The 25,745-nt window shown below is 63.0% G+C and carries 23 protein-coding genes; 16 read left to right on the top strand and 7 right to left on the bottom strand.

Annotation, left to right across the window (positions count from 1 at the left end; translation table 11 throughout):
- Window positions 1-198 precede the first annotated feature (198 nt).
- From ACTJKX_RS34575 to ACTJKX_RS34530, 10 genes are all read left to right on the top strand, one after another.
- The gene (locus ACTJKX_RS34575) at window positions 199-2,070 is read left to right on the top strand and encodes a tetratricopeptide repeat protein (RefSeq protein ID WP_440728084.1); all 1,872 of its coding nucleotides are present in this window, start codon (window positions 199-201) and stop codon (window positions 2,068-2,070) included.
- Complete coding sequence (locus ACTJKX_RS34570; protein WP_440728083.1) at window positions 2,067-2,465, top strand: DUF6165 family protein; 399 nt, start codon at window positions 2,067-2,069, stop codon at window positions 2,463-2,465. The genes ACTJKX_RS34575 and ACTJKX_RS34570 overlap by 4 nt, the downstream gene beginning before the upstream one ends.
- Window positions 2,466-2,739: 274 nt before the next feature.
- On the top strand, window positions 2,740-3,510 hold the full coding sequence (locus tag ACTJKX_RS34565) for an outer membrane protein (protein ID WP_440728082.1): 771 nt from the start codon (window positions 2,740-2,742) through the stop codon (window positions 3,508-3,510).
- 317 nt (window positions 3,511-3,827) lie between these two features.
- Window positions 3,828-5,060 carry an aspartate aminotransferase family protein gene (locus ACTJKX_RS34560; protein ID WP_394310639.1) on the top strand — a complete coding sequence of 411 codons (1,233 nt, stop codon included), beginning with the start codon at window positions 3,828-3,830 and terminating at the stop codon, window positions 5,058-5,060.
- A gap of 2 nt (window positions 5,061-5,062) precedes the next feature.
- Window positions 5,063-5,983, top strand: coding sequence for an ornithine carbamoyltransferase (gene argF / locus ACTJKX_RS34555; RefSeq protein WP_440728081.1), 921 nt, complete (start codon window positions 5,063-5,065; stop codon window positions 5,981-5,983).
- Window positions 5,980-6,969, top strand: coding sequence for an Hsp33 family molecular chaperone (locus ACTJKX_RS34550; RefSeq protein ID WP_394310637.1), 990 nt, complete (start codon window positions 5,980-5,982; stop codon window positions 6,967-6,969). Before argF ends, ACTJKX_RS34550 begins: the two co-directional genes overlap by 4 nt.
- 91 nt (window positions 6,970-7,060) lie before the next feature.
- The gene (argE, locus tag ACTJKX_RS34545; protein ID WP_394310635.1) at window positions 7,061-8,221 is read left to right on the top strand and encodes an acetylornithine deacetylase; all 1,161 of its coding nucleotides are present in this window, start codon (window positions 7,061-7,063) and stop codon (window positions 8,219-8,221) included.
- A gap of 4 nt (window positions 8,222-8,225) precedes the next feature.
- Entirely contained in the window at window positions 8,226-8,825 is a 600-nt protein-coding gene (locus ACTJKX_RS34540) for a flavin reductase family protein (RefSeq protein WP_367625158.1), read from the top strand.
- A 145-nt stretch (window positions 8,826-8,970) separates the two neighbouring features.
- Complete coding sequence (mscL, locus tag ACTJKX_RS34535) at window positions 8,971-9,399, top strand: large conductance mechanosensitive channel protein MscL (RefSeq protein WP_311942689.1); 429 nt, start codon at window positions 8,971-8,973, stop codon at window positions 9,397-9,399.
- A gap of 144 nt (window positions 9,400-9,543) precedes the next feature.
- Window positions 9,544-10,743 (top strand): pyridoxal phosphate-dependent aminotransferase, encoded by a 1,200-nt coding sequence (locus tag ACTJKX_RS34530; RefSeq protein ID WP_440728080.1) that lies wholly within the window; start codon window positions 9,544-9,546, stop codon window positions 10,741-10,743.
- A gap of 176 nt (window positions 10,744-10,919) precedes the next feature.
- On the opposite strand, the gene ACTJKX_RS34525 is transcribed toward ACTJKX_RS34530, so the two are convergent.
- On the bottom strand, window positions 10,920-12,146 hold the full coding sequence (locus ACTJKX_RS34525; protein WP_440728079.1) for a tetratricopeptide repeat protein: 1,227 nt from the start codon (window positions 12,144-12,146) through the stop codon (window positions 10,920-10,922).
- A gap of 305 nt (window positions 12,147-12,451) precedes the next feature.
- Between ACTJKX_RS34525 and ACTJKX_RS34520 the strand changes: the two genes are divergently transcribed.
- The 3 genes from ACTJKX_RS34520 (at window position 12,452) to sbmA (ending at window position 16,531) form a co-directional block, all read left to right on the top strand.
- Window positions 12,452-12,661 (top strand): cold-shock protein, encoded by a 210-nt coding sequence (locus ACTJKX_RS34520; RefSeq protein WP_068286760.1) that lies wholly within the window; start codon window positions 12,452-12,454, stop codon window positions 12,659-12,661.
- A 354-nt stretch (window positions 12,662-13,015) separates the two neighbouring features.
- A complete protein-coding gene (locus ACTJKX_RS34515) occupies window positions 13,016-15,118 on the top strand; it encodes an ABC transporter ATP-binding protein/permease (protein ID WP_394310632.1) in 2,103 nt (700 codons plus the stop codon).
- 177 nt (window positions 15,119-15,295) lie between these two features.
- Window positions 15,296-16,531, top strand: a complete 1,236-nt coding sequence (sbmA, locus tag ACTJKX_RS34510) for a peptide antibiotic transporter SbmA (protein WP_440728078.1) — start codon at window positions 15,296-15,298, stop codon at window positions 16,529-16,531.
- Between the two features lie 79 nt (window positions 16,532-16,610).
- Here the strand turns inward: sbmA and ACTJKX_RS34505 are convergent, their stop codons facing one another.
- The 5 genes from ACTJKX_RS34505 to ACTJKX_RS34485 all read right to left on the bottom strand — a co-directional run bounded on the left by ACTJKX_RS34505 (window position 16,611) and on the right by ACTJKX_RS34485 (window position 20,440).
- Window positions 16,611-17,075, bottom strand: coding sequence for an META domain-containing protein (locus tag ACTJKX_RS34505; RefSeq protein WP_068286751.1), 465 nt, complete (start codon window positions 17,073-17,075; stop codon window positions 16,611-16,613).
- 153 nt (window positions 17,076-17,228) lie between these two features.
- Window positions 17,229-17,666: an arsenate-mycothiol transferase ArsC gene (locus tag ACTJKX_RS34500; RefSeq protein WP_311942674.1), complete on the bottom strand. Its 438-nt coding sequence runs from the start codon at window positions 17,664-17,666 to the stop codon at window positions 17,229-17,231.
- Between the two features lie 3 nt (window positions 17,667-17,669).
- The gene (locus ACTJKX_RS34495; protein ID WP_311942671.1) at window positions 17,670-18,158 is read right to left on the bottom strand and encodes a UPF0262 family protein; all 489 of its coding nucleotides are present in this window, start codon (window positions 18,156-18,158) and stop codon (window positions 17,670-17,672) included.
- A gap of 253 nt (window positions 18,159-18,411) precedes the next feature.
- On the bottom strand, window positions 18,412-19,707 hold the full coding sequence (gene hisD / locus ACTJKX_RS34490) for a histidinol dehydrogenase (RefSeq protein WP_440728077.1): 1,296 nt from the start codon (window positions 19,705-19,707) through the stop codon (window positions 18,412-18,414).
- A gap of 292 nt (window positions 19,708-19,999) precedes the next feature.
- On the bottom strand, window positions 20,000-20,440 hold the full coding sequence (locus ACTJKX_RS34485) for a DUF2948 family protein (protein WP_367625152.1): 441 nt from the start codon (window positions 20,438-20,440) through the stop codon (window positions 20,000-20,002).
- A 178-nt stretch (window positions 20,441-20,618) separates the two neighbouring features.
- Here ACTJKX_RS34485 and ACTJKX_RS34480 point away from each other — a divergent pair, with 178 nt between their 5' ends.
- A complete protein-coding gene (locus ACTJKX_RS34480; RefSeq protein ID WP_367625151.1) occupies window positions 20,619-22,316 on the top strand; it encodes a thiamine pyrophosphate-binding protein in 1,698 nt (565 codons plus the stop codon).
- Window positions 22,313-22,777, top strand: a complete 465-nt coding sequence (locus ACTJKX_RS34475) for a c-type cytochrome (RefSeq protein WP_440728076.1) — start codon at window positions 22,313-22,315, stop codon at window positions 22,775-22,777. Before ACTJKX_RS34480 ends, ACTJKX_RS34475 begins: the two co-directional genes overlap by 4 nt.
- Window positions 22,778-23,436: 659 nt before the next feature.
- Here ACTJKX_RS34475 and ACTJKX_RS34470 read toward each other — a convergent pair.
- Window positions 23,437-24,123, bottom strand: coding sequence for a Crp/Fnr family transcriptional regulator (locus ACTJKX_RS34470; RefSeq protein ID WP_367625148.1), 687 nt, complete (start codon window positions 24,121-24,123; stop codon window positions 23,437-23,439).
- 370 nt (window positions 24,124-24,493) lie between these two features.
- Between ACTJKX_RS34470 and ACTJKX_RS34465 the strand changes: the two genes are divergently transcribed.
- Window positions 24,494-25,696: a hypothetical protein gene (locus ACTJKX_RS34465; RefSeq protein WP_311942654.1), complete on the top strand. Its 1,203-nt coding sequence runs from the start codon at window positions 24,494-24,496 to the stop codon at window positions 25,694-25,696.
- Window positions 25,697-25,745: the final 49 nt, after the last annotated feature.

Here is a 25,745-nt window from a genome sequence, read left to right as displayed (position 1 = left end):
CTATGCAAGGTCGATTCCCGCCCCCAAACAGCCCACAGCCATGCACGGTAACGCTGCCCGATATATCGAAGTGAGGGCCTGGCCGCGTCTTCCTGTCGAGGAAATACGGCTGGAGAGGGAATGCCGTTGGCGGCGCCGGGAAGACGGCATGGCTTCGCCGCCGGACAAGTCCGGACATGGCATTGATCGAATGCCGTGATGCTGAAGTCTCCGCATGCCCTGTTGGACGAGGCTGTCCGGGCACATAAGGCCGGCCGGCTGGCCGAAGCCCAGTCCCTCTATTGCAAGGTCGTAGCCTTGCAGCCGACTAACAGCCCAGTGCTGCGGCTTTATGGTGTCTGCCTGCAGCAGCAGGGGCAGTTGAACCAGGCGATCGCGCAATTCCGTCGTGCCATTGCCGCCCAGCCGAGCAATGCCGAAGCCTGGCGCAATCTCGGCGTTGCCCTGCAGGACAAGGGCGACATGGCCGGCGCGGTCGAGGCTTACCAGAAGGCCATCGGCTGGCGGCCGGGCTATGGGGAAGCCTTTCGCAATCTCGGCAACGCTCTCGCCGTTCAGAAGCGCTGGAACGAGGCGGTCGTGGCGTATCGTGAAGCCCTCCGTCTCAAGCCGGATTATGCGGAAGCCCATACCAATCTCGGTGCGGCGCTGCTGGAAAAGGACGATATCGAGGGAGCCATAGAGGCGCATCAGCGTGCCATTGCCCTCATGCCCCGGTTCGTGCCAGCGCATAACAATCTCGGCTTGGCCCTGTTGCGCAAGGGAGCCTTCGAAACGGCTGTGCGGGTCCTCCGGCGGGCCGTTGCCCTGCAGGCGGATTATGCGGAGGGCCATAGCAACCTCGGTGCGGCCTATGACGCTCTTGGCCACAAGGAAGAAGCTCATCATGCATTGCGGCATGCCTGCGAGCTGGCGCCCGCCAACCCACATTGCCTGCTCAACCTCGGCCTTCACCTGCAGCAGCATGGCATTCATGACGAAGCGCTGGCGGTTCACGGGCGCATCGCCGCACTGAAGCCTCGCAGCGTCGATCCCTATTTCAACATCGCCGGCATTCACGCCGCCAGGGGCGACCACGATGCTGCGCTCGTGGCCTTTCGCGGGGCCGTCAAGGCACAGCCCGCCGACGCCAACGCGCATCTCGCCCTGGGTTTCTATCTCCTTGGCCTCGGCGATTATCGCGAAGGGTTCAGTGAATATGAGTGGCGCCGCCGTACCGACGGCTATCGCACATTCGTCAGCGATCGGCCGGAATGGTGCGGCGAGGACATCGCTGGCAAGACCATTTTTCTCTATCATGAGCAGGGCCTCGGCGATGCCTTGCAGTTCTGCCGCTTTGCCCGGCTCCTCCGCAGGCGGGGCGCCGAGGTTCGCCTGGAGGTGCACCCGCCGCTGCGTGCGATCATCGCCGAGGCCTTCCCCGAATTGTCGGTATTCGCCGCACCGGAAGAAGCGGGCTTCTTCGATGTCTACGCGCCCCTCATGAGCATTCCACATCGTCTTGGCCTGCCGCGCGAAGACATCGAGGGCCTCCCTTATCTGGCGGCCAGGCCCGATCGTGTCGAGGCATGGGCTGGGCACCTGCCGGAGGGGTTCAATATCGGTGTGGTCTGGCAGGGCAATCCGCAAGGCGTCATCGACCGCGGGCGTTCGATTCCACTGATCGAGTTTGCGCCGCTGGCTCGGGTGAAGGGGGTCAATCTCATCAGCCTTCAGAAGAATTTTGGTCTCGATCAGCTCGATCAGCTGCCTGATGACATGGTGGTGCGGCGAATGCCGGCTTCCTTCGACGGCGGCAGCGATGCCTTTCTCGATACGGCGGGCCTGATGCAGAGCCTCGACTTGGTCGTGACCTCCGATACCTCCGTGGCGCATCTGGCCGGCGCCCTGGGACGTCCGGTCTGGCTCATGCTCAAATATGCGCCGGATTGGCGCTGGGGGTATGTGGGAAAGACGTCGCCCTGGTACGATTCGATGCGGCTGTTTCGACAGGCACGCCCGGGGGACTGGAGTTCGCCGTTCGCCCAAGCTGCCGAAAGCCTCGCCGCGTTGACCAGAGGAGCGTCATGACTGCCCCCACCCAGGCCCTGATTCCGGTGTCCTATGGAGAATTGCTGGATAAGATCTCCATCCTGGAGATCAAACAGGAGCGCATTGCCGACGCCGTGCGCAGGGCGCGCGTGAGCGACGAGCTTGGCTTGCTGCGGGTCGTCTGGCGGGATAGCGGACGCGAAGCCCCGGAGGTGCTGGCTGTCTATCGCGCCCTCAAGGACGTCAACCTTCGTCTGTGGGCGATCGAGGACGACATCCGGGATCATGAGTCACGTAGGGATTTCGGATCCGGTTTCATCGAACTGGCTCGATCGGTTTATCAGACCAATGATCGTCGATCGGCTTTGAAAGACCAGATCAATACACTGACGCAATCGTCCCTTTCCGAGCAGAAGCTCTATTCATCATATTGATTGCTTTTCTGCCTGGAATTTTCGGTATATTCGTAGTTCCTCAACGTCTCTTGTCGTCTTCGATTTTTATTGGCGTCGCGATGATTACGTTTAGGCGTGTTACAGTTTTTGGAATATCCTCCGAAGTTCCGTGTTTTTGCTGCGGGTGTGTTGCTTAATTATCACGGACATTTCCGGACCTGCGAAGGATCAAGTTATTTCAGCGTGACCATCTTGCGAATTGCCCGACGAATTCAATAGCCTTGATCCCGCAATATTGGGGTCTGTCACTCAAATGAATTATCTTGTTCGTGGTCTTCTCGGTTCCTCTTTCCTCGTCGCTGCCGGCCTGGCAATGAGCGGCCCGGCATCGGCGCAGACGGTATCATCAAGCCGTTCCGATGCCGTCGCGCCCGTCTTCAGCTGGCAGGGCTTCTACGCCGGCGTGATCGGCGGCTATGGCCATATGCGTGCCGAGGGCAGTGCCGCCCATCCCGCCGGTCCCGATATCACGACGACCACCTTCTTCACCTCGGGGTCTGGAACCTTTACTTTCACCGATACCGTGCCGGGCGCGCCGGCGGATGCCGCGAATTTCAGCATGAACGACGAGAGCTGGTTCCTCGGCGCCGAGGCGGGCTACGATCACGACCTCGGTCCCGTCGTGGTCGGCGGTGTGGTCGACTTGGCGGGGTCGGGCATGTCTGGTCGTACGATCGCGGGTGACAGCGCGATCAAGGTCGGGCTGGATTGGTTCGGTACCGCGCGCGTGCGTATCGGGCTGCCGATCGATCGGTTCCTGGTCTATGGCACCGGCGGCCTGGCGATCGGCGGGATCAAGACGGATCTGAGCACACCGCTCGGGGCGACGTCCGATCGCTTCACCAAGGTCGGCTGGGCGGCCGGTGCCGGCGTCTCCTATGCCGTGACGGAAAAGGTCGTGCTCGATCTCAGCTATCTGCATCTCGGGTTCGGCTCGCACAGCGTATCGGGTGCAGCCGGAAGGGCCAAGGTCAAGCTCTCCAACGATCTGATCCGCTTCGGGGTGAGCTACAAGTTCGATTGAGCGCGCGCCGGAGCCGGTCTCCGGCGGTCGCTGCCTCCGCGATGCTGTCCCATCAACGCTGCCATTGACAGCATCGCCCTCGCGCCTAATATATTTTTCGTCGAAACAGCCGCCCTCAAGCAGCAACCTTGGGGCGGCGTTTTGATTTTTTGGCCCAAGCGTTCTGCGATTTGGCGGCATCGCCATCGATCGCAAGATGCGTCGGAACCAAGAGTTGGAACAAAGTGCTGTTTCGCCGAAGCGCGCTTTGCTCTTGTCATCATGATGTTCCAGGACTGTCTCAAACCTCTAGAATTGCCAACCTGAAAGCCACACCCGTGAACGCCTCCGTCAAACCTCAGCCGTCCCATGATTCCGCCCCATCGGCCATCCTGCCGACTTATGCCCGAGCGGACGTGGCTTTCGAGCGAGGCGAGGGCGTCTGGATGATCGGCTCGGACGGCGAGCGCTATCTCGATTTTGGCGCGGGTATCGCCGTCAATTCGCTCGGCCATGCCCATCCGCATCTGGTTTCGGCGCTGACCGAGCAGGCCCAGAAGATCTGGCATACCTCCAACCTGTTCCAGATGCCGGGCGGCGAGAAGCTGGCCCGCCGGCTGGCGGATGCCACCTTCGCGGACAAGGTCTTCTTCACCAATTCGGGGGCCGAGGCGCTCGAATGCGCCATCAAGATGGCCCGCAAATACCAGTCGGCCAACGGCCATCCCGAGCGCTTCCGCATCATCACCTTCGAAGGGGCCTTCCACGGCCGTACGCTGGCGACCATCGCGGCCGGTGGCCAGGCCAAATATCTCGAAGGCTTCGGCCCCAAGGTCGATGGTTTCGACCAGATCGCCTTTGGCGACCACGAGGTGCTGGACCGGACGATCACGCCGGAGACGGCCGCTATCCTGGTGGAGCCGATCCAAGGCGAGGGCGGCATCCGCACTCTGCCCCAGGCCTGCCTGAAGGGCATGCGCCAGCTCTGTGATGCCAAGGGCCTGCTGCTGATCTTCGACGAGGTGCAGACCGGCGTCGGACGCACCGGCAAGCTGTTTGCGCATGAATGGGCGGGCGTGACGCCCGACATCATGGCGGTGGCCAAGGGTATCGGCGGCGGCTTCCCGATGGGCGCCTGCCTCGCCACCGACGAGGCGGCCAAGGGCATGACGGCCGGCGTGCACGGCACCACCTTCGGCGGCAACCCGCTCGCCATGGCAGTGGGCAATGCGGTGCTCGACGTCGTGCTCGAGGAAGGATTCCTGGAGCATGTCGCCAAGGCCGGCCTGCTGCTGCGCCAGCGTCTGGCCGAATTGAAGGACCGCTTTCCCGATATCATCGAGGAGATCCGCGGCGACGGTCTGATGCTGGGCTTGCGTACGCGCGTGGCACCGGGCGAGTTCGTCGGTGCCCTCCGGGCGCAGAAGCTGGTGGCCATTCCGGCCGGCGACAATGTCACGCGGCTATTGCCGCCGCTGATCATCTCGGATGAGGAGCTTCTCGAAGGCGTGCGCCGAATCGAGGCTGCCTGTGTCGCCCTCTCGCACAAGCTCAAGGCTGCCGGACATTGACGATGTTGAAGCATTTTCTCGATCTTTCCGATCTTCCCACCCAGGACCTGCGGGCCGTTCTCGATCTCGCCGCTTCGATCAAGGCCAAGCGCGTGAAGGGCAAGGTGGCCGGCGAACGCCCGCTCACCGGCAAGGTGCTGGCCATGGTGTTCGAGCAGCCCTCGACGCGGACCCGCGTTTCCTTCGATGTCGGCATGCGTGAGCTTGGGGGCGAGACCCTGATGCTGACCGGTGCCGAGATGCAGCTCGGCCGCGGCGAGACCATCGCCGACACCGCGCGCGTGCTCTCGCGCTATGTCGATGCGGTGATGATCCGCATGCTGGACCATGCGGCGGTGCGCGAGCTGGCGGCCAACGCCTCGATCCCCGTGATCAACGGCCTCACCAAGCTCTCCCATCCCTGCCAGATCATGGCGGATATCCTGACCTATGAGGAGCATCGCGGCCCGATCAAGGGCAAGACGGTAACCTGGACGGGCGACGCCAACAATGTGCTGACCTCCTGGATCGAGGCAGCGCAGCGCTTCGACTTCACCATGCGCGTCGCCGCGCCCCAGGATCTTTCGGTGCGCAAGGAGGTCGTCGACTGGGCCCGTGCCAACAAGGCCCGGCTGGAAATCGGCACCGACCCCCGCGAGATGGTGGAGGGCGCCGACTGCGTCGTCACTGATTGCTGGATCTCGATGGGTGATTCCGAGGGCTATCGCCATAATCTGCTGCGCCCCTACCAGGTCAACGCCAAGCTGATGGGGCTTGCCAAGCCGGATGCCCTGTTCATGCATTGCTTGCCCGCCCATCGTGGCGAGGAGGTGACCGACGAGGTGATCGACGGGCCGCAATCGGTGGTGTTCGACGAGGCCGAGAACCGCCTGCATGCCCAGAAGGGCGTGCTTGCCTGGTGCTTGGGGCAGGCTGCGGCATGAGCGAGCCCCATCTGATGGAAGACGATCACATCCTGCCCTTCCAGGCCGAGGGCCTGGACGTGCGGGGCCGTGTCGTCAGGCTCGGCCCTGCCATCGATACCATTCTGCGCCGTCACGATTATCCCGCGCCAGTGTCGCGCGCGCTCGGCGAGGCGACGGCCTTGGCGCTGCTGCTCGGCACCACGCTGAAATTCGACGGCCGCTTCATCCTGCAGACCCGCACGGACGGGCCGGTTCGCATGCTGGTGGTCGATTTCCAGGCACCGGACCGGGTGCGGGCCTGCGCCACCTTCGACAAGGAGGCCGTAGCTGCCGCCATCGAGGCTGGCAAGACCAGCACGATCGAGCTGCTCGGCAGCGGCCATCTTGCCATGACCATCGACCAGGGTCCGGACATGGCGCGCTATCAGGGTATCGTCGCCCTGGAGGGGGAGAGCCTGGAAGCGGCGGCAGACCAGTATTTCCGCCAGTCCGAGCAGATTCCCACCCGCGTCCGCCTGGCCGTGGCCGAGAATTACGTGGCCGGGGAGGGCACGAGCTGGCGCGCCGGCGGCATGATGATCCAGTTCCTGCCGTCCTCGCCCGAGCGCATGCGCATGGCCGACCTGCCGCCGGGCGACGCGCCCGAGGGTGCCGAGGTGCTGCAGCATCGCGACGGCGATGTCCAGGAAGACGATTCTTGGGTGGAAGCCAAGCTTCTGATGGGCACCGTGGAGGATCACGAGCTCACCGATCCGAACGTCTCAGCCGAGGAACTGCTCTATCGCCTGTTCCACGAGCGCGGAGCCCGGGTGTTCGAGAGCTCGGCCATCATCGAGAAATGCCGCTGCTCGCGCGAGGCCGTCACCACCATGCTGCGCAATTTCTCGCAAACCGATCGCCGCGACATGGTCGCCGACGACGGGTCGATCACGGTGACCTGCGAGTTCTGCAACGCCCGCTACGAGTTCGACAAGGCCGAGACGGAAGAACTGGTGAACGCCTGATCTTGGGAGCGCGGGCCTCTTGCCCGCTCTTCCTTTCCTTCCTCGCGCCGTTTTCAAGAGCGGGCAGGATGCCCGCGCACCCGGAAATCTCATGCCCCCTCGCTATACCCCTGCCGAACTCACCGCCAAGCTGGTTTCTTTCGATACGGTCAGTTCCCGCTCCAATCTGGCGCTGATCGATTTCGTTGCCGATTACCTGGCCGGACATGGCGTCGACAGCGTCCGCCTGCCCAATGCCGCGGGCGACAAGGCTGCTCTGCTTGCTACCATCGGCCCGACGGATCGGCCGGGGGTGGTGCTCTCCGGCCATGTCGACGTGGTGCCGGTGGAGGGCCAGGCCTGGACGGCGCCGGCCTTCGAGGCGCGACTGGAGGGCGATCGCCTTTATGGCCGCGGCACCTGCGACATGAAGGGCTTCGTCGCCACTGCGCTTGCCCTTGTGCCCGACTTCCTGGCGATGAAACTCAAGGCGCCTATTCATATCGCCATCTCCTATGACGAGGAAATCTCCTGCCTCGGCAGCCTCGACATGATTGCCCGCTTCGGCCAGGACCTGCCTTTGCCGCGCGCCTGCATCGTCGGGGAACCGACGCTGATGGAGGTGGTCGATGCGCAGAAATCGCTCGCCGGCTACCTTACGCGCATCACCGGCCGCCCAGCCCATTCGGCCATGCCGGCCCTCGGCGCCAACGCCCTGCATGCGGCCGCCCGCATCATCAGCCATCTCGACGATATCGCCGACGAGCTGCAGGCGGCGGGCGATCCCTCGGGTCGGTTCGAGCCGGGCTATTCCACGGTGCAGGCCGGCCTCATCCAGGCCGGCAAGGCCATCAACATCGTGCCGGACGAGGCGCGCATCGTCTGGGAATGCCGCGGCCTGCCCTCCCTGCCGGTGGAGTTCGTACCGGACCGGATCCGTGCCTTCAGCCAGGAAGTCGTGCTGCCGCGGCTGAGGCGCAACGCACTCGAGGCGGATATCGTGACCGAACTCGACGTGGCCGTGCCGGCGCTCTCGCCCGAGCCCGGTTCCTATGCCGAGACGCTGGCCCTGCGCCTTGCCGGGCGCAACCATACCCAGGCCGTTTCCTACGGCACCGAGGCCGGTCATTTTCAACTTGCCGGCATTCCTACCGTGATCTGCGGTCCGGGCTCGATCAAGCAGGCGCATGGCGCCGATGAATGGATCGCCCTGTCCGAGCTCGAGGCCTGTGCTAGCTTCCTCAAGCGGCTCGGCCAGACGCTGGAGGTTTGAGGCGATGTTCTACGAGCCGCGCAAGGGCGACCACGGCCTGCCCCATGATCCGTTCAAGGCCCTGGTGACGCCGCGCCCGATCGGCTGGATCACCACGATGTCGGCGGCCGGAGCCATCAATCTGGCGCCGTTCTCCTTCTTCAACGCCTTCCAGTCGCGGCCACATCTGGTCGGCTTCGCCGCAGATGGCCGCAAGGACAGCGTCGTCTTCGCCGAGGAGACGCGTGAATTCGTCTGCAATCTCGTCACCGAGGATTTGATCGACGCGATGAACGCCACCTCCGCGAGGTTGCCGCGCGGCCAGAACGAAATGGAGCACGCCCGGCTCGAAGCCGCGCCCTCGCGCCTGGTGAAACCGCCGCGCGTGGCGCGTGCCGCCGCCGCATTGGAGTGCCGCTGGACCCAGACGATCCATCTCGTCGACGCGGAGGGCGCGCCGAGCGACGCCTGGCTCGTGTGCGGCGAGGTGGTCGGCATCCATGTCGACGACCGCTTCATTCGCGACGGCCGCGTCGATACCGCTGCGATGCGCGTGGTCTCGCGCCTGGGCTATCGGGACTATTCCGTAGTGGAAAGCACGTTTGAACTGGAGCGCCCGACCTAGCGGCCGCTTGCATCTCCAGTCGTCGGAGGTAATTGTTACCTCTCTATAGTGACGGATCTTGGGGCGGGCGCTGGTATGATCAGGGGCCGACGCAAGATGTCGGTTGCGTTGACGTCGATCCAGTTACGCCACAAGCGGAGGCTCCATGCTCAAGGAATTCAAGGAATTTGCCCTTAAGGGCAATGTCGTCGATCTCGCCATCGGTGTGATCATCGGTGCAGCGTTCGGTCTGATCGTCGCGTCATTGGTTGATGACATCATCATGCCGATCATCGGCGCAATCACGGGCGGGCTCGATTTCTCGAACATGTATGTCGGCCTGAGTTCCAAGGTCCCCGAGGGCGTCTCGCTCGATGATGCCCGTAAGGCCGGTGCCGTCTTCGCCTATGGCAAGTTCATTACCGTCACCGTCAAGTTCCTGATCATCGCCTTCGTGCTCTTCCTGGTGGTGAAAGGCATCAACCGCGTCAAGAATCTGAAGCCTGCGGCCGAGGCAGCCCCTGAGGCGCCTCCTCCTCCGCCGGCCGATATCCAGCTGCTGACGGAAATCCGCGACCTGCTCGCCAGACGATAAGCCCATTATGCGGCGGCCTTTTCCGCAAGGCGGAGAGGCTGCTCGCATTCATGCATGCCGGCGATGGAAACCATTCCAAGTTTTGGTTTCTGCCGCTCGCACGGATGTCATAAGGTCCGGCATTCCCATTGCAAGGATGATGCCGTGACTGCCGCCGTCGAGACGATTCCCGCCGCCCCCTCCTTCCTCGATGGCCTCAGGCCGGAAGCGCTCGGCGCGCCGGAAAGCGGCATCGTCGAGGTGATGAATTACGGGCGTACGCGCCAGGGCATGATCCCGCTCTGGGCCGGCGAGGGCGACGTGCCGACGCCGGCTTTCATCACCGAGGCGGCGACACGGTCGCTGGCGGCCGGCGAAACCTTCTATACCTGGCAGCGCGGCATTCCCGATCTGCGCGAAGCCTTGGCGCGGTACCACACCAGTCTTTTCGGCAGGCCGTTCTCGGCCGATCGCTTCTTCGTCACCCAGTCCGGCATGCACGCGATCCAGACGGCGGTTCGCCTGATCGCCGGCGTGGGCGACGAAGTGATCGTGCCGACACCGGCCTGGCCGAATTTCGCGGCGGCCATCGGCGTGGCCGGCGCCAAGCCGGTGATGGTGCCCCAGATCTTCACCGAGCAGGGCTGGAAGCTCGATTTCCAGCGCCTCGCCGATGCCATCACGCCGCGCACCCGCGGCATCTTCATCAATTCGCCGTCCAATCCCACCGGCTGGGTCGCCACCGCGGAAGATATCGCCTTCGTGCTCGATCTGGCGCGCCGGCACGGGTTGTGGATCTTCGCCGACGAGATCTATACCCGCTTCCACTATGCCGGCGGGCGCGCCCCTTCCTTCCGCGACATCCGTACGCCGGAGGATCGCATCATCTTCACCGACACCTTCTCGAAGAACTGGGCGATGACCGGCTGGCGCATCGGCTGGATCGAAGCGCCGCCCGAGCTCGGGCAGACCATCGAGAACCTCATCCAATATTCCACCTCGGGAGTCGCCACCTTCCTGCAGCGTGCCGGCATCGCGGCGCTGGAGCGGGGCGAGAGCTTCGTCGAGCACCAGATCGCCCGCGCCCGCCAGGGCCGCGACATCGTCATCAACGGCCTGAGTGCCACCGGCAAGGTGCGCTTCGCCCCGGCGAGCGGCGCCTTCTATCTGTTCTTCTCCGTCGAGGGGAAAGCGGATGTGCGCCGCCTGGGGCTCGAAATCGTCGACCAGGCCAATGTCGGCCTCGCGCCCGGCACGGCCTTCGGGGCCGGCGGCGAGGGCTTCATGCGGCTGTGCTATTTGCGCAGCCCCGAGCAGCTCCAGGTCGCCACCCAGCGCCTGGTCGGCTGGTTGGAGAAGATCTGAGGAGCGCAAGAGGCGGACAAGACGTCCGCAGTCCCCGCCGCGCCGTTTCCTGCGTGACCTCGGCAAGGTTTGCGCTGCAACCGCCAAGGCTGGGACCGCGGACGTCCCGTCCGCCTCTTGCTTTCCCACAAGTCCGGCGCTTCCAGGAGGGGACGAGAGGTCCGCTCTTGCCGGATTTACGGCTTGGCGCCGAGCCGCGACAGGCCGCCCTTGGCTGGCTTGTTGGCCGGGTCTAGTTCCAGCGCCTTGTTGAAATCGGCGATGGCATCGTCTCGCTCGCCCCGGCTCTCATGGATGCGTGCGCGCGTGACGAAATAGTCGGTCACGTGGCTATCGGCGGAGATGGCGGCGTCGGCATCGCGCAGCGCCTCGTCATAGCGATCGGCGGCGAGATAGGTCAGGGCCCGTTCGTTGAGGGTATCGGGCTTGTCCTTGGTGAGTTCCAGCGCCTTGGCAAGGTCCGCGAGGGCATTGTCGTAGTCCCCGAGTTCGCGCCAGATGATGCCGCGCGAAACATAGGCCTGGTCGCTGCCGGGCTGTTCGCGGATTGTCTCGTCATAATCGGCCATCGCCTCGTCATAGCGATGCAGGGCAGCAAAGAGCTGTCCGCGTTCCAGGCGGGCGGACGGGAAATTGGTATCGAGCGCGAGCGCCTTGGTATAGTCGGCGATGGCGGCTTCGGTGTCGCCGAGCTGCCATTGCACGAAAGCGCGGCTGAAATAGGCGGAATCGAAATCGCTGTCGAGGTCGAGCGCCTTCTGCAGGTCTTCCAGGGCGCGGGTATAGTCCTTCATCTCGATGAGAGAGCGGGCCCTGGCGTAGAAAGCGTTCTTGTAGGTCTTGTCGAGCCGGATGGCCTGCGTGTAGTCGTCGATGGCGGCCATATGCTCCTCGAGGGCACGATGGGCATCGCCACGGCCCTTATAGGCCTCTTCCTCGCGTCCGTTGAGGGCGATGGCCGCATCGAAATCCTTGATCGCCTCCTCGTTGCGATCGAACTGGAGCAACGCGAAGCCCCGATTGACCAGCGGGAGCGCCGAGCGCTTATTGACGGCGATCACGGCGGCATAGTCGGCCAGCGCGGCATCCATCTCGCCGAGGCGGGACTGGGCGTCGGCCCGCGCGGTCAGGCTGGCGGCATCACGCGGCCGCAAGTCGAGTGCCGCGCTGAAATCCGCCACTGCCTTGCCATCGTCGCTGTTTTCCGCATAGGCCTGCCCGCGCCGGAAATACACCAATGCCCGGGTCGATTTGGCCAGTTTCCGGTCGAGCAATTGCGTGCACGCGGGAATGCGCTGCTCGGCCGCTCCTTTCGAGCAATCCCTGTCGGCGCTGTCGGCGAGAGCGGGCGTGCCGGCGCAAAGAGCAAGCAGGACAAGGGCGGGGCGCAAAAGGGCGGTCATACCGGGCACGGTTCCACTGACGGGGCGAAAGAAAAAAGATGGCACAGCCTCTAGACCAAGCCGTGGCAGCTGGGAATGGCAGAACTGTGATCTTTCCCCCTCTTAAGCCTACTGGGGCCACGCCCTTGTGAATTTCGACAAACCTGTGTTATCGATTTAGCGTCATTTGGCCGGACGACTGGGCCGGTGCGTCCATGCTCGAGCACGGCGCACGTTCAGGACACCCTCCCCAAATTTCGCAAAACCGGGCGGAGCACGGATTTCCGTGGGACGTCCATGCTTTGGAACGAAGTAAAGGACTATCTATGAGCACGGGAACCGTAAAATGGTTCAACACCCAGAAGGGTTACGGCTTTATTCAGCCCGATGACGGTGGCCGCGACGTGTTCGTGCACATCACCGCCGTCGAGCGTGCCGGTCTGCCCGAACTGCGTGAAGGCCAGAAGATCGGTTACGAGATCCTGACGGATCGCAAGACGGGCAAGGCGGCAGCCGGCAATCTCAAGGCTGTGTAACCCCGACAAGCATCTTCAGGCGGAGGGGTTACCGGTTCGCGTGAAGGCCATCGACGATAACAAGAATGGAGAGCCTGTCCGGGGCGCATGACCGGAAAGTCCTCTCACCCAATCCCATTCAGAGGCGCGCTCCGGCGCGTCTTTTTTATTGGCCGCAGCCTCGTGTGCCGAAGCGGGTACTTCACGAAGTGCTGAACCACCTTACCATTTGATCATTTGTGATGGCCGGCAAAGGATGCTCAATATCCTGTCGCTTGGGGGCGGACGAGAGGGTTGTATTAACCTTAATTCCGCATGGTCGAAGGCAATGGATTCCTCGCCTGGCCAATGGCGTATCTCCGAAAGGCCGTCTTCATGATCCGACTCCTCGCGGGTCTTAGTGCTGTTTCCACGATCGGTTTTGCCGCAGGTTCCATCATCGGCCCGGTGCCCCTGTATCTGCCCTTGGCCTCCCTCGTGCTCACGGCCGTCTTGTTCCTTGCCGCCCGCATTCCGACAGTTCTGCGCTTCCTGGTGGGGCTGTTTGCCTTCGCCTTTCTCATTCTGGGTGCCGTCACGGCCTTGAACGAGGCCGGTTGGCTGCCGGAAGGGATCCAGGCCCTTCTGCCGCCCGCCAACGCTGCCATTGTCGCCAGCATTCTCGCTTTGCTGCATTACCTGATCTATTTCGTGCCGGTGCTTCGCCGCATCGTCGATCTCGTCAATCCCTATTTCGAAGCTGAGGACCGGACTGAGCTCAATCTGGGTTTTCTCGGCAAGTGGCCGATGCGCGAGCGGACGGTGGCCCTTGGTCTGCTCGGCTTCGTCGTCGTCATCAACGTGTTGCTGGTCTATCTGAACGTCCTGTTCAATTTCTGGCAGAATCGTTTCTACACCGCGATTCAGGACAAGGCGGCAGCGGCCTTCTGGACGGAAATGGGGGTGTTCGGCAGCCTCGCCACCTTCTGGGTGCTTCGGGGCGTGCTCGATTCCTATGTCAACGGCTATGCCGTGTTGCGCTGGCGCAATTGGCTGTCGCAGCGCTATGTCAATGATTGGCTGTCGGACAAGGTTCACTACCGGTTATCGCTGGCCGGCAACAAGACCGACAACCCCGACCAGCGCATCGCCGAAGACGTCCGTGACTTTACGCTGTCTTCCTACGACAATTATACCGGTATCTTCTCGCAGCTCCTCAGCATCTATGCTTTCGTCAGCATATTATGGGGCATCTCGGCCGAGTTTCCCTACCAGCTTGGTGGCTTCGACCTCAGCAAGATCCCCGGCTATCTGGTGTGGATGCTCCTGGCCTGGGCCGTGCTCTTCACCTATCTCTCGCACCTCATCGGCCGTCCTTTGGTGCCGATCAACTTCAGGGTCCAGAAGCTCGAAGCCGATTTCCGCTACAATCTCGTGCGTGTGCGTGAGAATGACGAGCAGATCGCGCTCTTGCATGGTGAGGACGTCGAGAAGAAGGGCTTGCTGGCCCGCTTTGCGGCCGTCTACGGCATGCGCTTCGCCCTGCTGGTGAGGCAGATCAAACTCGGTTCGCTCACCTTCGCCTATGGCCAGTTCAACCTCGTCCTGCCGTTTTTCCTGCTCGCACCCGCTTATTTCGCCAATGAGAGCATGAAGTCGGGCACGCTGATGCAGACCGCCGACGCTTTCGGCAACATCATTCCCGCCTTCTCCTTCTTCGTGACGTCGTACGCCACGCTGGCGGCCTACAAGGCAACAATCGATCGTCTCACCGGCTTCGACTCCGCCATCGCCAAGGCCAACGCAGCTCGCGATGACGGCGTGCATGCCTTGCCGCAAACGGGGCAAACGGCCATCGATGGCCGGGATGTCGACGTTGCCCTGCCGAACGGCGCGATCCTTCTGGACAAGGCGGACTTCAGCTTGCCCAAGGGGGTACGTACGCTGGTGACCGGGCCGTCGGGCTCCGGCAAGACCACCTTGTTCCGTGCCATTGCCGGCATCTGGCCTTATGGCAGGGGCACCATTGCGCTGCCACAGACGGACGACGTCATGCTCCTGCCGCAGCAGCCCTATTTCCCGCTCGGATCGTTGCGTGCTGCGCTTGCCTATCCTCTCGGCGAGGAGGCCTTCGAGGAGAAACAGTACCACGACGTGCTGGAGCAGGTCGGCCTCGGCGAACTCGCCGATCGCCTCGACGCCGACGACAAATGGGACAATGCCCTCTCAGGCGGGGAAAAGCAGCGCATCGCTTTGGCGCGCGCTATCCTGCGCCGGCCTGCCTGGCTGCTGCTGGACGAGGCGACCTCCGCGCTCGACGAAAAAAGCGAGACCGAGCTCTACGGCCTGCTTCGTCAAGCCTTGCCCGATACCACGATCGTTTCGATCGGACACCGCTCCTCGCTTGCCGGATTGCATGATCGCCGTCTGGCGGTCGTACCCGATGAGAAGGCTGCGCATGTCGAAGAACGTCCGCTGGCGGAGTTCGGGGCACGATGACGATGTCTTTTCCTTCTCGCTTTAAGGCCCAGGCGCCGTCTTGGCCCGAAGAATTCGACTGCTTCATCTGGCTTCCTTCCGTCCCATGACATGACAGATGAGCAGCGCCATAAGTCAGGTTGCTGGTGCAAGAACCACAAGGGCGCCATTGCGCTCGCACACAAAGGAACTCTCTAGGTGTTCACCTCCTTCTTCCCAAAACCAAAGGTCTTCTTTTTGACGGCCTGCCTCTGGCTGCTTGCCGCAATACTGCTCTGGTATGGAGGTGCGAGAGGGTGGGGCCAATATATTGGACTGCCTGCCAGCGAGGGCGATGGCGACGTGGTCGACCTGTCCTATTTCTGGACCAATTCCTTTCTTTGGTTCTATATCTATTTCACCGTGTTTCTGGTCGTCTTCTATGGATTTTGGGCCGTTTTAAGCCCGCACCGCTGGCAGAACTGGTCTATTCTCGTATCCGGTTTTCTGATCTTCGTGACTTATTTCGGCGTCCAGGTCAGCGTTGTGATCAATAATTGGAGGGGACCCTATTTCAATCTCATCCAGAAGGCGCTTTCTGCGCCAAACTCCGTATCCGCGTCCGAATTGTATCTTGGATTATTGACATTCCTCGTTATCGCATTGGTTGCCGTTGCTGCCTTTGTGCTCACCTCGTTCGTGACGAACCACTATGTCTTCAGGTGGCGCACGGCGATGAACGATTTCTACATGGACAATTGGACCAGGCTGCGTTCCATCGAGGGCGCTGCCCAGCGTGTCCAAGAGGACACGATGCGGTTCTCCACCATCGTTGAATCGCTCGGTATTTCCCTGGTGAGTTCCGTGATGACGCTGGTGGCATTCCTGCCACTCCTGTCGTCCCTGTCGCGGCATATCGTTGCCTTGCCGGTGGTCGGTGTCATCCCCCAACCCCTGGTCGTGGCGGCGATCCTATGGGCCGTGTTCGGGACGGTGCTACTGAGCGTGATCGGCATCAAGCTGCCGGGGCTGCAATTCCTCAATCAGAAGGTGGAAGCGGCCTATCGTAAGGAACTGGTCTATGGCGAGGATCACGTCGACCGGGCTGGGCCCATTACGGTTCGGGAATTGTTCGCCAATGTAAGGAAGAACTATTTCAGGATCTATCTGCACTACACCTATTTCAATACGGCGAGGTCACTTTATCTGCAGGCCGACAATGTCTTTGGGATCTTCCTGATGATTCCGTCTTTTGCGGCTGGCGCCCTTACGCTTGGCCTTTATCAGCAAATCGCCGGTGCCTTCAACAGTGTCGCCAATTCCTTCCAGTTTCTGGTGAATTCGTGGACGACCATCGTCGAATTACTGTCCATCCACAAACGTCTGCGGGCCTTCGAGGCGTCGCTGGATACCAGCGGCAGGATGACTCATTCCGAACCCACGGCTGTGGCATGAGGTAACGTTGCTTCCATCGCAACGCAAAAAGGCCGGTCTCTTGCGGACCGGCCTTTTCAATTCTACCCGAAGCCTGTTCTTACGCTGCCGGCTGGAATTTCATCTCGCCATAGGGGCCACGCAGGGTCAGCGTGTAGCCATCATAGGACCAGTCGGTCGAGGTGCGCATCACGAACAGGAAGACCTGCTCGTTGTGCATCAGGCGGTCGGCGCATTTGCGCTTGCTGATTGCCACCGGGCCGATGGCCATGCGCTGATCGGCGCGCGGAATGATGGTGGCTGACCAGTTGTTACAGGCCGAGAAGCCCGTGCCGCGATAACTGTCCGAGACCAGGATGGTCGGCCGGTCGTCCTTGAAGGTCTGATCCTTGTAGGAGATTGCCGCAAAGGTGCGGTTCATCGGGAAGGGACGGGAGGCCTTGCTGTCCATGGGCTTGGGCAGAGTCGGCGGCACATTGTTCGGCGGCACCGAGCCGAACATCGAACAACTCGTCAGGGTCACGGCCGACAGGGCGGCAAGGGCAAGGGAACGCAGAACGCGCATCAAATCCTCCGGTTCATTGCCGCGCACGATAGAGGCGGAGCTGAAAAATCGCAACGCGGCTTATACAGGATACACGGCCTGGAGAGAAAGATGTTCGCCGTCTTCGGACTGTATCCGCCGGAACAGGCCGACGTCGGTATGGCAGTAGCGGTCTCAACCCAGTCTCTCGGTGATCTTGTCGATCAGGCTTTCACGCAGGGCGCGGTAGGCGTCGAGCTTCTGCTCGCGGTTGCCGCTGACGAGGCTGGGGTCGGGCGTCGGCCAATATTCGACGTCGGCCGCCAGGGTGCGCGTGAGGTCGAGCGCCTTGTGGTGGGCCTGTGGGGCGAGGGTGATGATCAGGTCAAAGTTCAGTCCTTCCAGTTCTTCCAGATCCTCGAAGCTCTGGGGACGGTGCTTGCCGAGCGAAATGCCGATCTCGTCCAGCGCGGCGGCGACGAAAGGATCCGGCTCGCCCGGGCGCACGCCCGCCGAGCCGAAAAAGATGGAGCGACCGAAATAATAGCGCCCGATCGCCTCCGCCATGGGCGAGCGGACGACATTGTGCGCGCAGGCGAACAGGACCGACTGTGGACGGCGGCCCTCCTTCACGCCTCAGCCTTTCCAGTAGAGCGCAGAGACGAGGGTGAACAGCCGCCTGGCGGTGGATAGATCGAGCCCGATCTTGCCGGCCAGCCTTTCGCGCAGGATTTCCGAACCCTCATTGTGCAGGCCGCGGCGGGCCATGTCGATCGTCTCGATCTGGGAGGGCGTGGCGCTGCGGATGGCCGCGTAATAGCTGTCGCAGATGGTGAAATAGTCGCGTACCACGCGCCTGAGCGGCGTAAGCGAGAGGATATGCACCACCACCGGTTGGCTGTCGGCATCGCGGATGTCCAGGACCAGGCGGCCATCCTGCAGGGATATATGCAGTCCGTAGGGGCCGGCATCATAGCCGACCGGCGAGAACACATTCTCCTCGATGAGGTCATAGGCGGCGACCCGCCGCTCATGTTCTTGATCCTGGCTGCCGCGCCCGATGCTGCGCTCATCGAGATGAACGGCGATCAACCGGCAGGTGGGGCTGAATTCCTCATTGTCCATGGCATCTCATAGCATGGTGCCTAAGCAGATTCTCCTTGATTGAGCCGGGGGCTCGATCAAGGAGAATCTGCAACATCTCAAACACCTGCAGAGTTTCTCGATGTTGCCTATCCGCAGGCGACATCGAGAGACTCTGCCTCGGCTCTCATAGAGCAAAGCTCGTTGAAACGGAACGTTGCTTCATATCGGGGAGTGTCGACCTCGTTCCATCGCTTGATGGAGTTGGGAGGTCGCCACTCCGTGCTTTTGCGCCTTAAAGCCGGTTGCTGCGGATCGAGACCGAACGGGCATGGGCGGCAAGGCCCTCCGCCTCGCCGAGCGCGATCGCCGCCGGACCTATAGCTGCAAGCTGCTCGGGCCCGCATTTGAGGATGGAGGTACGCTTCATGAAGTCGAGCACGCCCAGGCCCGAGGAGAACTTGGCCGAGCGGGCCGTCGGCAGCACGTGATTGGAGCCGCCGACATAGTCGCCGATCGCCTCGGGCGTGTGCGGCCCAAGGAAAATGGCGCCGGCATTGCGGATACGCGCCGCCAGAGCCTCGGCATCCCGGGTGATGATCTCCAGATGCTCCGCAGCGAGGCGGTCTGCCAGTGGCGGGGCCTCGGCCAGCGAGGCCAGGGTAATGACGGCGCCATAGTCGCGCCAGCTGGCTCCGGCAATCTCGGCGCGGGGCAGGGTGGCGAGCTGGGCCTCCACTTCATGTTCCACCTGAGCGGCCAGGGCGGCGCTGTCGGTGATCAGGATCGACTGGGAGGCACTGTCATGTTCGGCTTGGGCCAGCAGGTCGGCGGCGATCCAAGCGGGATTGGCGCTGTCGTCGGCGATCACCAGCACTTCCGAAGGGCCGGCGATCATGTCGATGCCGACATGGCCGAAGACGCGGCGCTTGGCGGCAGCGACATAGGCGTTACCCGGCCCGGTGATCTTGGCGACCGGCGCGAGGGTTCGGGTACCATAGGCGAGGGCCGCGACGGCCTGCGCGCCGCCGATGCGATAGACTTCGTCGACTTCGGCGAGCTTGGCGGCCGCCAGCACCAGCGGATTGAGGACGCCGCCCGGGCTCGGCACCACCATCACCAGGCGGGGGCAGCCGGCGACCTTGGCCGGAATGGCGTTCATCAGGACGGAGGAGGGGTAGGCCGCCGTGCCGCCCGGCACGTAGAGGCCGACGGCCTCGATCGCCGTCCAGCGCCAGCCGAGTTCCACGCCGATGGCATCCTTGAACAGCGTGTCCACAGGCTTTTGGCGCTCGTGATAGGCGCGGATGCGGCTGGCGGCCAATGCGAGTGCCTCCAGCGCGCCGGCATCGCATTGGGCCTGCGCCGCCTCGATCTCCGCCGCGGTGACGCGCATGGTCTCGGGCGTGAGCGTCAGGCGGTCGAAGCGGGCGGTGTAGTCGATCACCGCCGCATCGCCGCGCGCCACCACATCCTCGATGATGGCGCGCACGGAGGCATCGACATCCTCCGAGATCTCGCGCTTGGTGGCGAGGAGGGCGGCGAAGGCGTCGGCGAAATCGGCCTGGGTGCTGTGGAGCCGAACCGGCATGGCATTTCCTTGTGCGGCGGACAGTCGTGAAACGAGGCGCTTTGCTTGAGAGGTCACGCTGCCCTTCACCTCACCTCTCCCCGTAGGGACGGGGCGAGGAGGCGCAAGCGTCATGCCTGATTCTCAAAGCTTTCATCTCGCCCAACCGTCTGGCGAGATGAAAGCTTCTTGAATTGAACTCGACGTTGAAGTCCCCTCGCCCCGTCCCTACGGGGAGAGGTAAGGTGAGGAGCAGCGCAAGCGTGAGTACTTGCGCTGAGGGGAGAATGCAATGCGGTAGCAATCTCCAGCTTCACACCCGGGCGGGTGGCGGGGAGCCGCAGGGCCAGGCCGGGCCGAGATCGGACATCGCTGCTTCCAGGCACTCCACTTCGAGGCGAATGGCACTGCCACCCTCGAAATAAAGCGTCACCAGCCCCGCCGGATCGTCGCTCACCTCGAAGGAGATCGACAGCAACACCGCCTTCTGGCTGGCGTTCTGCTCGAAATGCGAGTGCTTGACCCCGAGAACCCGCTCGAAATGCAGGCCCGAGCGGCGCCTCGTGCGTTCGCCGCTCTGGGCGCCGCACCAGTCATAGCGATCCATCACCAGGGCGAAGCGCTTCTCACGCGGCAACCAGGCAATCTCTGCCGGCGCGACGGCCGCATCCTGCAGATGGGTGGAGATGACCTCCAGGTCCTCTCCATCGAAAGCAAGCAACTTGAGGGGTTCGGGCGACAACATGAGCTGCATGTAATGTCCCGCAAGCTGCGCGGCAAGAGGTCGCGGGGATCGACGGTTCCAAGGCGCACCTTTCGCAAGGACGCCGGTGCCGATGGCAAGATGCCGAGGCTGCCCGGAAGAATGGCGGTTCCACCAAGCGGATCCTCGGCGTATGACAGACGCGACCCATCCAAGAGTGCCAATGCCCATGCCGGTGTCCCAAACAGAGCCCAAATCCGAGTCAGTTTCGCGCAATGGTGGCCGCCTGATCGTCGATGCGCTGGTGGCGCAGGGCGTCGAACAGGTCTTCTGCGTGCCGGGCGAATCCTATCTTGCCGTGCTCGATGCCCTGCATGATGCCCCGATCAACGTCACCGTCTGCCGCCAGGAAGGCGGCGCGGCGATGATGGCCGAAGCCGTCGGCAAGCTTACTGGTCGGCCCGGCATCTGCATGGTCACGCGCGGGCCCGGCGCTACCAATGCCTCCCATGGCGTCCATATCGCCATGCAGGATTCCACGCCGATGATTCTCTTCATCGGCCAGATCGAGACCGGCATGCGCGAGCGCGAGGCTTTCCAGGAGGTCGACTACAAGGCTTTCTTCGGCTCGATGGCCAAATGGGTGGTGGAGATCGACAAGGCAGAACGCATTCCCGAACTGGTGACCCGCGCTTTCCGCGTCGCCATGCAGGGCCGTCCGGGGCCGGTGGTGGTCGCCTTGCCGGAGGACATGCTGGTCGAAACGGCCACGGTTGCCGATGCCGCCTATGTCGAGCCGGCGCAGACCTGGCCGGGCCGCGATGAGATGGCCCGCCTCGAAGCTCTGCTGGGCGAGGCCAGGAAGCCCCTGCTGATCGTCGGCGGCTCGGGCTGGTCTGATGAGGCGGTGACGAGCCTGGTTCGTTTCGCCGAGCGCTTCGACCTGCCTGTCGGCACCTCGTTCCGGCGCCAGATGCTGTTTCCGGCCGACCATCCCAATTATGCCGGCGATGTCGGCATCGGGCCCAATCCCAAGCTGGCCCAGCGCATCAAGGAGGCCGACCTCCTGATCCTGGCGGGCGGGCGTCTTTCTGAAATGCCGTCCTCCTCCTATTCGCTGGTGGACATTCCCACCCCACGCCAGAAACTCGTCCACATCCATGCCGGTGCCGAGGAACTGGGGCGGGTCTATCAGCCCACCCTTGCGATCCACGCCACGGCTCAGGCCTTCGCCTCGGCCCTCGATGGTCTGCAGCCGTCCGGCAGCTTGCCCTGGTCGGCCGAGACGCGCCAGGCGAACCGGGACTTCCATGACTGGACCGACGAGCCCAAACCGATTCCCGGCACGTTCCAATATGGCGAGGCCCTGCTCTGGCTGCGCGACCGCTTGCCCGAGGACGCGGTGATCTGCAACGGCGCCGGCAACTACGCCATCTGGGTGCAGCGCTATCTGCGCTTTCGCCGCTATGGTACGCAGCTCGCGCCGACATCAGGCTCGATGGGCTATGGCATGCCGGCTGCCGTGGCCGCCAAGGCACTCGACCGTTCCAAGACCGTGGTCTGCTTCGCCGGTGACGGCTGCTTCATGATGAACGGCCAGGAATTCGCCACCGCCGTGCAGTATGATCTGCCGATCATCGTGGTCGTGGTCGACAACGGCATGTACGGCACCATCCGCATGCATCAGGAGCGCGAATTCCCGGGGCGCATCTCGGCGACGAAGCTCAAGAACCCGGATTTCGCCGCCTATGCCGTCGCCTTTGGCGGGCATGGCGAGACGGTGACGACGGCCGCCGAATTCGGGCCGGCCTTCGAGCGGGCGCTGGCGTCCGGCAAGCCGGCCATCCTGCATTGCCGCATGGACCCGGAAGCGATCACGCCAATGACCACGATCACCCGGATCCGCGAGCAGGCGCTGGCGAAATGACGATATCTTCCTGGGATCGCAGGCTTCCAGCCTGCTCTTCCCTCTCTGCAGGCTCGGTATTTTCAAGAGCAGGCTGGAAGCCTACGATCCCAGCGACCCTCGCCCTTCTCCTTCTGGCATCGCCTGCCTTCGCCGGCGATGCCGTGAAGGGCAAGGCCGGTTTTGCCCGCTGCGCGGCCTGCCACCGGGTCGGCGAAGGCGCCAAGAACGTCGTGGGGCCGCAACTCAACGGCATCGTCGGCCGGCCGGCGGCCTCCGCGCCGGACTATGTCTATTCGCAAGCGATGAAGGCCTCGGGCAAGACCTGGGACGAAGCGTCCCTGCGCCTCTTCCTCACCCGTCCTTCCGCCGCCGTTCCCGGTACCAAGATGACCTTCGCCGGCATCCGCGACGAGGCGACGGTGGATGATGTCATCGCCTATCTCGCGACCTTCGATGCCGAGGGGAACGCCAAGCCATGAGCCATCCCTTACAGAACCGAGTGACACCTTTCGGAGATATCGTCGCTTTAGCGGCGCGTGGAACAATGATGGGTAATCGTGGTGGGCGTCTCCATGATGATCATCAGCGACTGGGGCGTCGACGTTGGGCATCCAGGGCTTGGATATGTTGCGAACTCAGCTTCAAAGGTTGGCGGCGATCGGTAATGGCGGCAGGAAGTGGTTACACCGAGTTGTTCTTCCTGGATGAAGTGACGGCCCTTGCCGCTGGCCATCGCCCCTGTTTCGAGTGTCGCCGTGCTGATGCGAAGGCCTATCAGGCGGCATTTCCGAGCGAAGACCGGACTGCTGGAGGCATGGACCGTATTCTCCATGTCGAGCGCCTCAACGACCATCAGGTAGCAGAAACACGAGGCCTCCCAGACGGCGCCGTCTGGGCCGATGGCGAAGACGCCTTCACACGTCGCGAAGGCAAAGTGTTGCGTTGGTCTCCCGAGGGCTGGGAAGAGGCCCAATGGCAGGATCGGCCAGCACGGATATTGACGCCGCCAGCGAGTGTCGCAGCGCTCCGCAACGGCTTCAGGCCCAGGTGGCACCCCACGGGGGGCGGGTCTTCAGACCCGCCTGGAATCGCCGTGTCCACCGAGTGAGCAAGGCGGGTCTGAAAACCCGCCCCCCGGTCAGTCCGCCAGCGCTGCCGAAATCCGCTTGTTCAGTTCTTCCGGATTGACCAAGGCGAGGGCGCCGCGGGTTTTGCTGACCAAGCCTTCCTTCTCCAGCGCCGAAAGCTCGCGCGACACCGCCTCGCGGCGGCAGCCGATACGGGCGGCGAGGTCGTGGTGGAAGGGGGGCGGTGAAAGCACGCGCTGTCCGGGATGGCTCGCGCGGGGCTGGGACAGGCGGATGAGCTCGGCATAGAGCCGGTGCTTGGTCTGCAGGAAGGAGTGCTCGGCGAGCTTGGTGTTGAGCGCGCGCACGCGGCTGGCGAGCAGTTGCAGGATCTGCTTGCAGACAGAGGCGTTCTCGGTGAGCAGCTCCATGAACACCGGGCCGGAGATGATGCACATCTGCGAACGGTTGAGTGCGGTCACATTGGCCGAGCGCCCGACGCCGTCGATGGCCGACAATTCTCCGAAGAACTGGCCGCCCCCGAGCTCGGCCAGGATCACTTCCTTGCCGGTGATGGTGCGGTAGAGCACGCGCACCTTGCCGGAGATCAGGAAATAGACGTCGTTGGAATTGTCGTCATAGTCGACGACCAGCTCGTTCTCCTCGAACTTGGCCCAACGCACCCGGCCGTCGAAGGCCTTGATCGTGGCTTCGTCCAACGCCTGGAACAATGGAATCTGGGACAGGGTATTCGACATCGTTCCTCCGCTGAAGCGTCTGCCGAGCCGTAGAGCAAGCGCGTTCATTCCATGAATGTCACGACCGGAATTCGATCGTGGCGGGCCTCCATCGCCGCGCAAAGTGCTTCATGGCGCGCTTCGTGGCAAGTCCGCGCATCCAAGATCCCGTTACCGCCGACATGGCCACGGAATTTCCATGGAACGGCAACAGGATCCCAATTTGCCTCGCCGCGTGCGGCATCTTATTTTCGGGCCAACGATTCGGTTCAATTTCCGGAGCAAAGCGCGTTTAAGCGGAAATGCACTTTTGCTCCCTCTCTTTGGTTCGAACGCGTCTTTGCGATTCGTGGTGGTTCACCCAAATCGCAAAACGCTATGAGGAAACACAATGTCGAAAACGCGCGTCGCGGTACTGTTCGGTGGGCGCTCGCCGGAGCATGACGTCTCCATCGTTTCAGGCCTGCAGGCGCTCAACGCGCTCGACAGCTCGAAATATGAAGGTTTTCCCGTCTATGTCGCGGGGGATGGTGCCTGGTTCACCGGCGATGCCCTGCGCAACCGTGCCAATTACATTCCTGACGAAGAGGCCCGGCGCGCGCTGACGCGGGTCGACCTCGATTTGTCGGCCGGCAAGGGGCTGCTGATTCCGCGCGGCAAGACGGGACTTTTCGCCAAGAAGCCGGTGCCGATCGAGTTCGACGTCGCCCTGCTCGCCTTCCATGGCAATATCGGCGAGGACGGCCAGATGCAGGGCGTGTTCGAGACGGCCAACGTGCCCTATACCGGCGCGCGCACCCTGGCTTCGGCCGTCCTGATGGACAAGGCCATCACCAAGCGGGCCTTTGCCGGGCGCGGTATCGGCATGCTGCCCGACGTGGTGGTCTCGCGCCCTGCGACCGGCCTGGTGCCCGAGAAGGCGGGCCTGGAAGCCGCCCTCAAGAACATCAGCTTCCCTGTGATCGTCAAGCCGGCGCATCTGGGCTCCTCGATCGGTGTCGCCCGGGCCGAGGACGTCGACACCGTGCGCCAGGTGCTGCCCGGCATCTTCAAGTTCGACACCCACGCGATCATCGAGCCTTTCGTCGAGAATCTGGTCGAATACAACGTCGCGGTGCGCCGGGAGAAGGGCGAGATCGTCACCTCGGCCATCGAGCGTCCCAAGCGCGAGACTGACCTGCTCGATTTCAAGACCAAATACATGTCCGGCGGCTCCAAGAAGACCGGCGGCGGCAAGCAGCCGGGCGCCTCGAGCCAGGGCATGCTGTCGCTGACGCGCGACATCAATCCTGAACTGCCGGCCGCCATGGAGAACACCATCCGGCAATGGGCGAGCGAGGCCTTCGATGCCGTGAACGGCACTGGCGCGCCGCGGATCGACTTCCTGTCCAATGAACGGACCGGGGAAGTCTGGCTCAACGAGGTCAATCCCTGCCCGGGTTCCTTCGGCTATTTCCTCTGGGAGGCCGCGGCCAAGCCGGTGCTGTTCACAGCCTTGCTCGACCAGCTCATCGAGGAGGCCAAGGCCTGCCACCGCGCGGCCCAGCTGCCCAGCGATCCCACGCCGACGGATGCCCGCCTGTTCAAGCGGTGATTTCCGGGACCGCTGGCTTCCAGCCGGCTCTTCCTTGATCCCAGCCGTA

It is taken from the genome of Labrys sp. 22185, assembly GCF_052045555.1.
GTDB lineage: Bacteria > Pseudomonadota > Alphaproteobacteria > Rhizobiales > Labraceae > Labrys > Labrys neptuniae.
The sequence above is the reverse complement of the archived record's forward strand: the minus strand, read 5'-3'. Positions and strand labels throughout refer to the sequence as shown.

Coding starts and splice junctions, on each gene's coding strand:
- ACTJKX_RS34575 (WP_440728084.1), top strand. CDS start 199: ATGCTGAAGTCTCCGCATGCCCTGTTGGACGAGGCTGTCCGGGCACAT.
- ACTJKX_RS34570 (WP_440728083.1), top strand. CDS start 2,067: ATGACTGCCCCCACCCAGGCCCTGATTCCGGTGTCCTATGGAGAATTG.
- ACTJKX_RS34565 (WP_440728082.1), top strand. CDS start 2,740: ATGAATTATCTTGTTCGTGGTCTTCTCGGTTCCTCTTTCCTCGTCGCT.
- argF (WP_440728081.1), top strand. CDS start 5,063: ATGTTGAAGCATTTTCTCGATCTTTCCGATCTTCCCACCCAGGACCTG.
- ACTJKX_RS34550 (WP_394310637.1), top strand. CDS start 5,980: ATGAGCGAGCCCCATCTGATGGAAGACGATCACATCCTGCCCTTCCAG.
- argE (WP_394310635.1), top strand. CDS start 7,061: ATGCCCCCTCGCTATACCCCTGCCGAACTCACCGCCAAGCTGGTTTCT.
- ACTJKX_RS34540 (WP_367625158.1), top strand. CDS start 8,226: ATGTTCTACGAGCCGCGCAAGGGCGACCACGGCCTGCCCCATGATCCG.
- mscL (WP_311942689.1), top strand. CDS start 8,971: ATGCTCAAGGAATTCAAGGAATTTGCCCTTAAGGGCAATGTCGTCGAT.
- ACTJKX_RS34525 (WP_440728079.1), bottom strand. CDS start 12,146: ATGACCGCCCTTTTGCGCCCCGCCCTTGTCCTGCTTGCTCTTTGCGCC.
- ACTJKX_RS34520 (WP_068286760.1), top strand. CDS start 12,452: ATGAGCACGGGAACCGTAAAATGGTTCAACACCCAGAAGGGTTACGGC.
- ACTJKX_RS34515 (WP_394310632.1), top strand. CDS start 13,016: ATGATCCGACTCCTCGCGGGTCTTAGTGCTGTTTCCACGATCGGTTTT.
- ACTJKX_RS34505 (WP_068286751.1), bottom strand. CDS start 17,075: ATGCGCGTTCTGCGTTCCCTTGCCCTTGCCGCCCTGTCGGCCGTGACC.
- ACTJKX_RS34495 (WP_311942671.1), bottom strand. CDS start 18,158: ATGGACAATGAGGAATTCAGCCCCACCTGCCGGTTGATCGCCGTTCAT.
- hisD (WP_440728077.1), bottom strand. CDS start 19,707: ATGCCGGTTCGGCTCCACAGCACCCAGGCCGATTTCGCCGACGCCTTC.
- ACTJKX_RS34485 (WP_367625152.1), bottom strand. CDS start 20,440: ATGCAGCTCATGTTGTCGCCCGAACCCCTCAAGTTGCTTGCTTTCGAT.
- ACTJKX_RS34480 (WP_367625151.1), top strand. CDS start 20,619: ATGCCGGTGTCCCAAACAGAGCCCAAATCCGAGTCAGTTTCGCGCAAT.
- ACTJKX_RS34475 (WP_440728076.1), top strand. CDS start 22,313: ATGACGATATCTTCCTGGGATCGCAGGCTTCCAGCCTGCTCTTCCCTC.
- ACTJKX_RS34470 (WP_367625148.1), bottom strand. CDS start 24,123: ATGTCGAATACCCTGTCCCAGATTCCATTGTTCCAGGCGTTGGACGAA.
- ACTJKX_RS34465 (WP_311942654.1), top strand. CDS start 24,494: ATGTCGAAAACGCGCGTCGCGGTACTGTTCGGTGGGCGCTCGCCGGAG.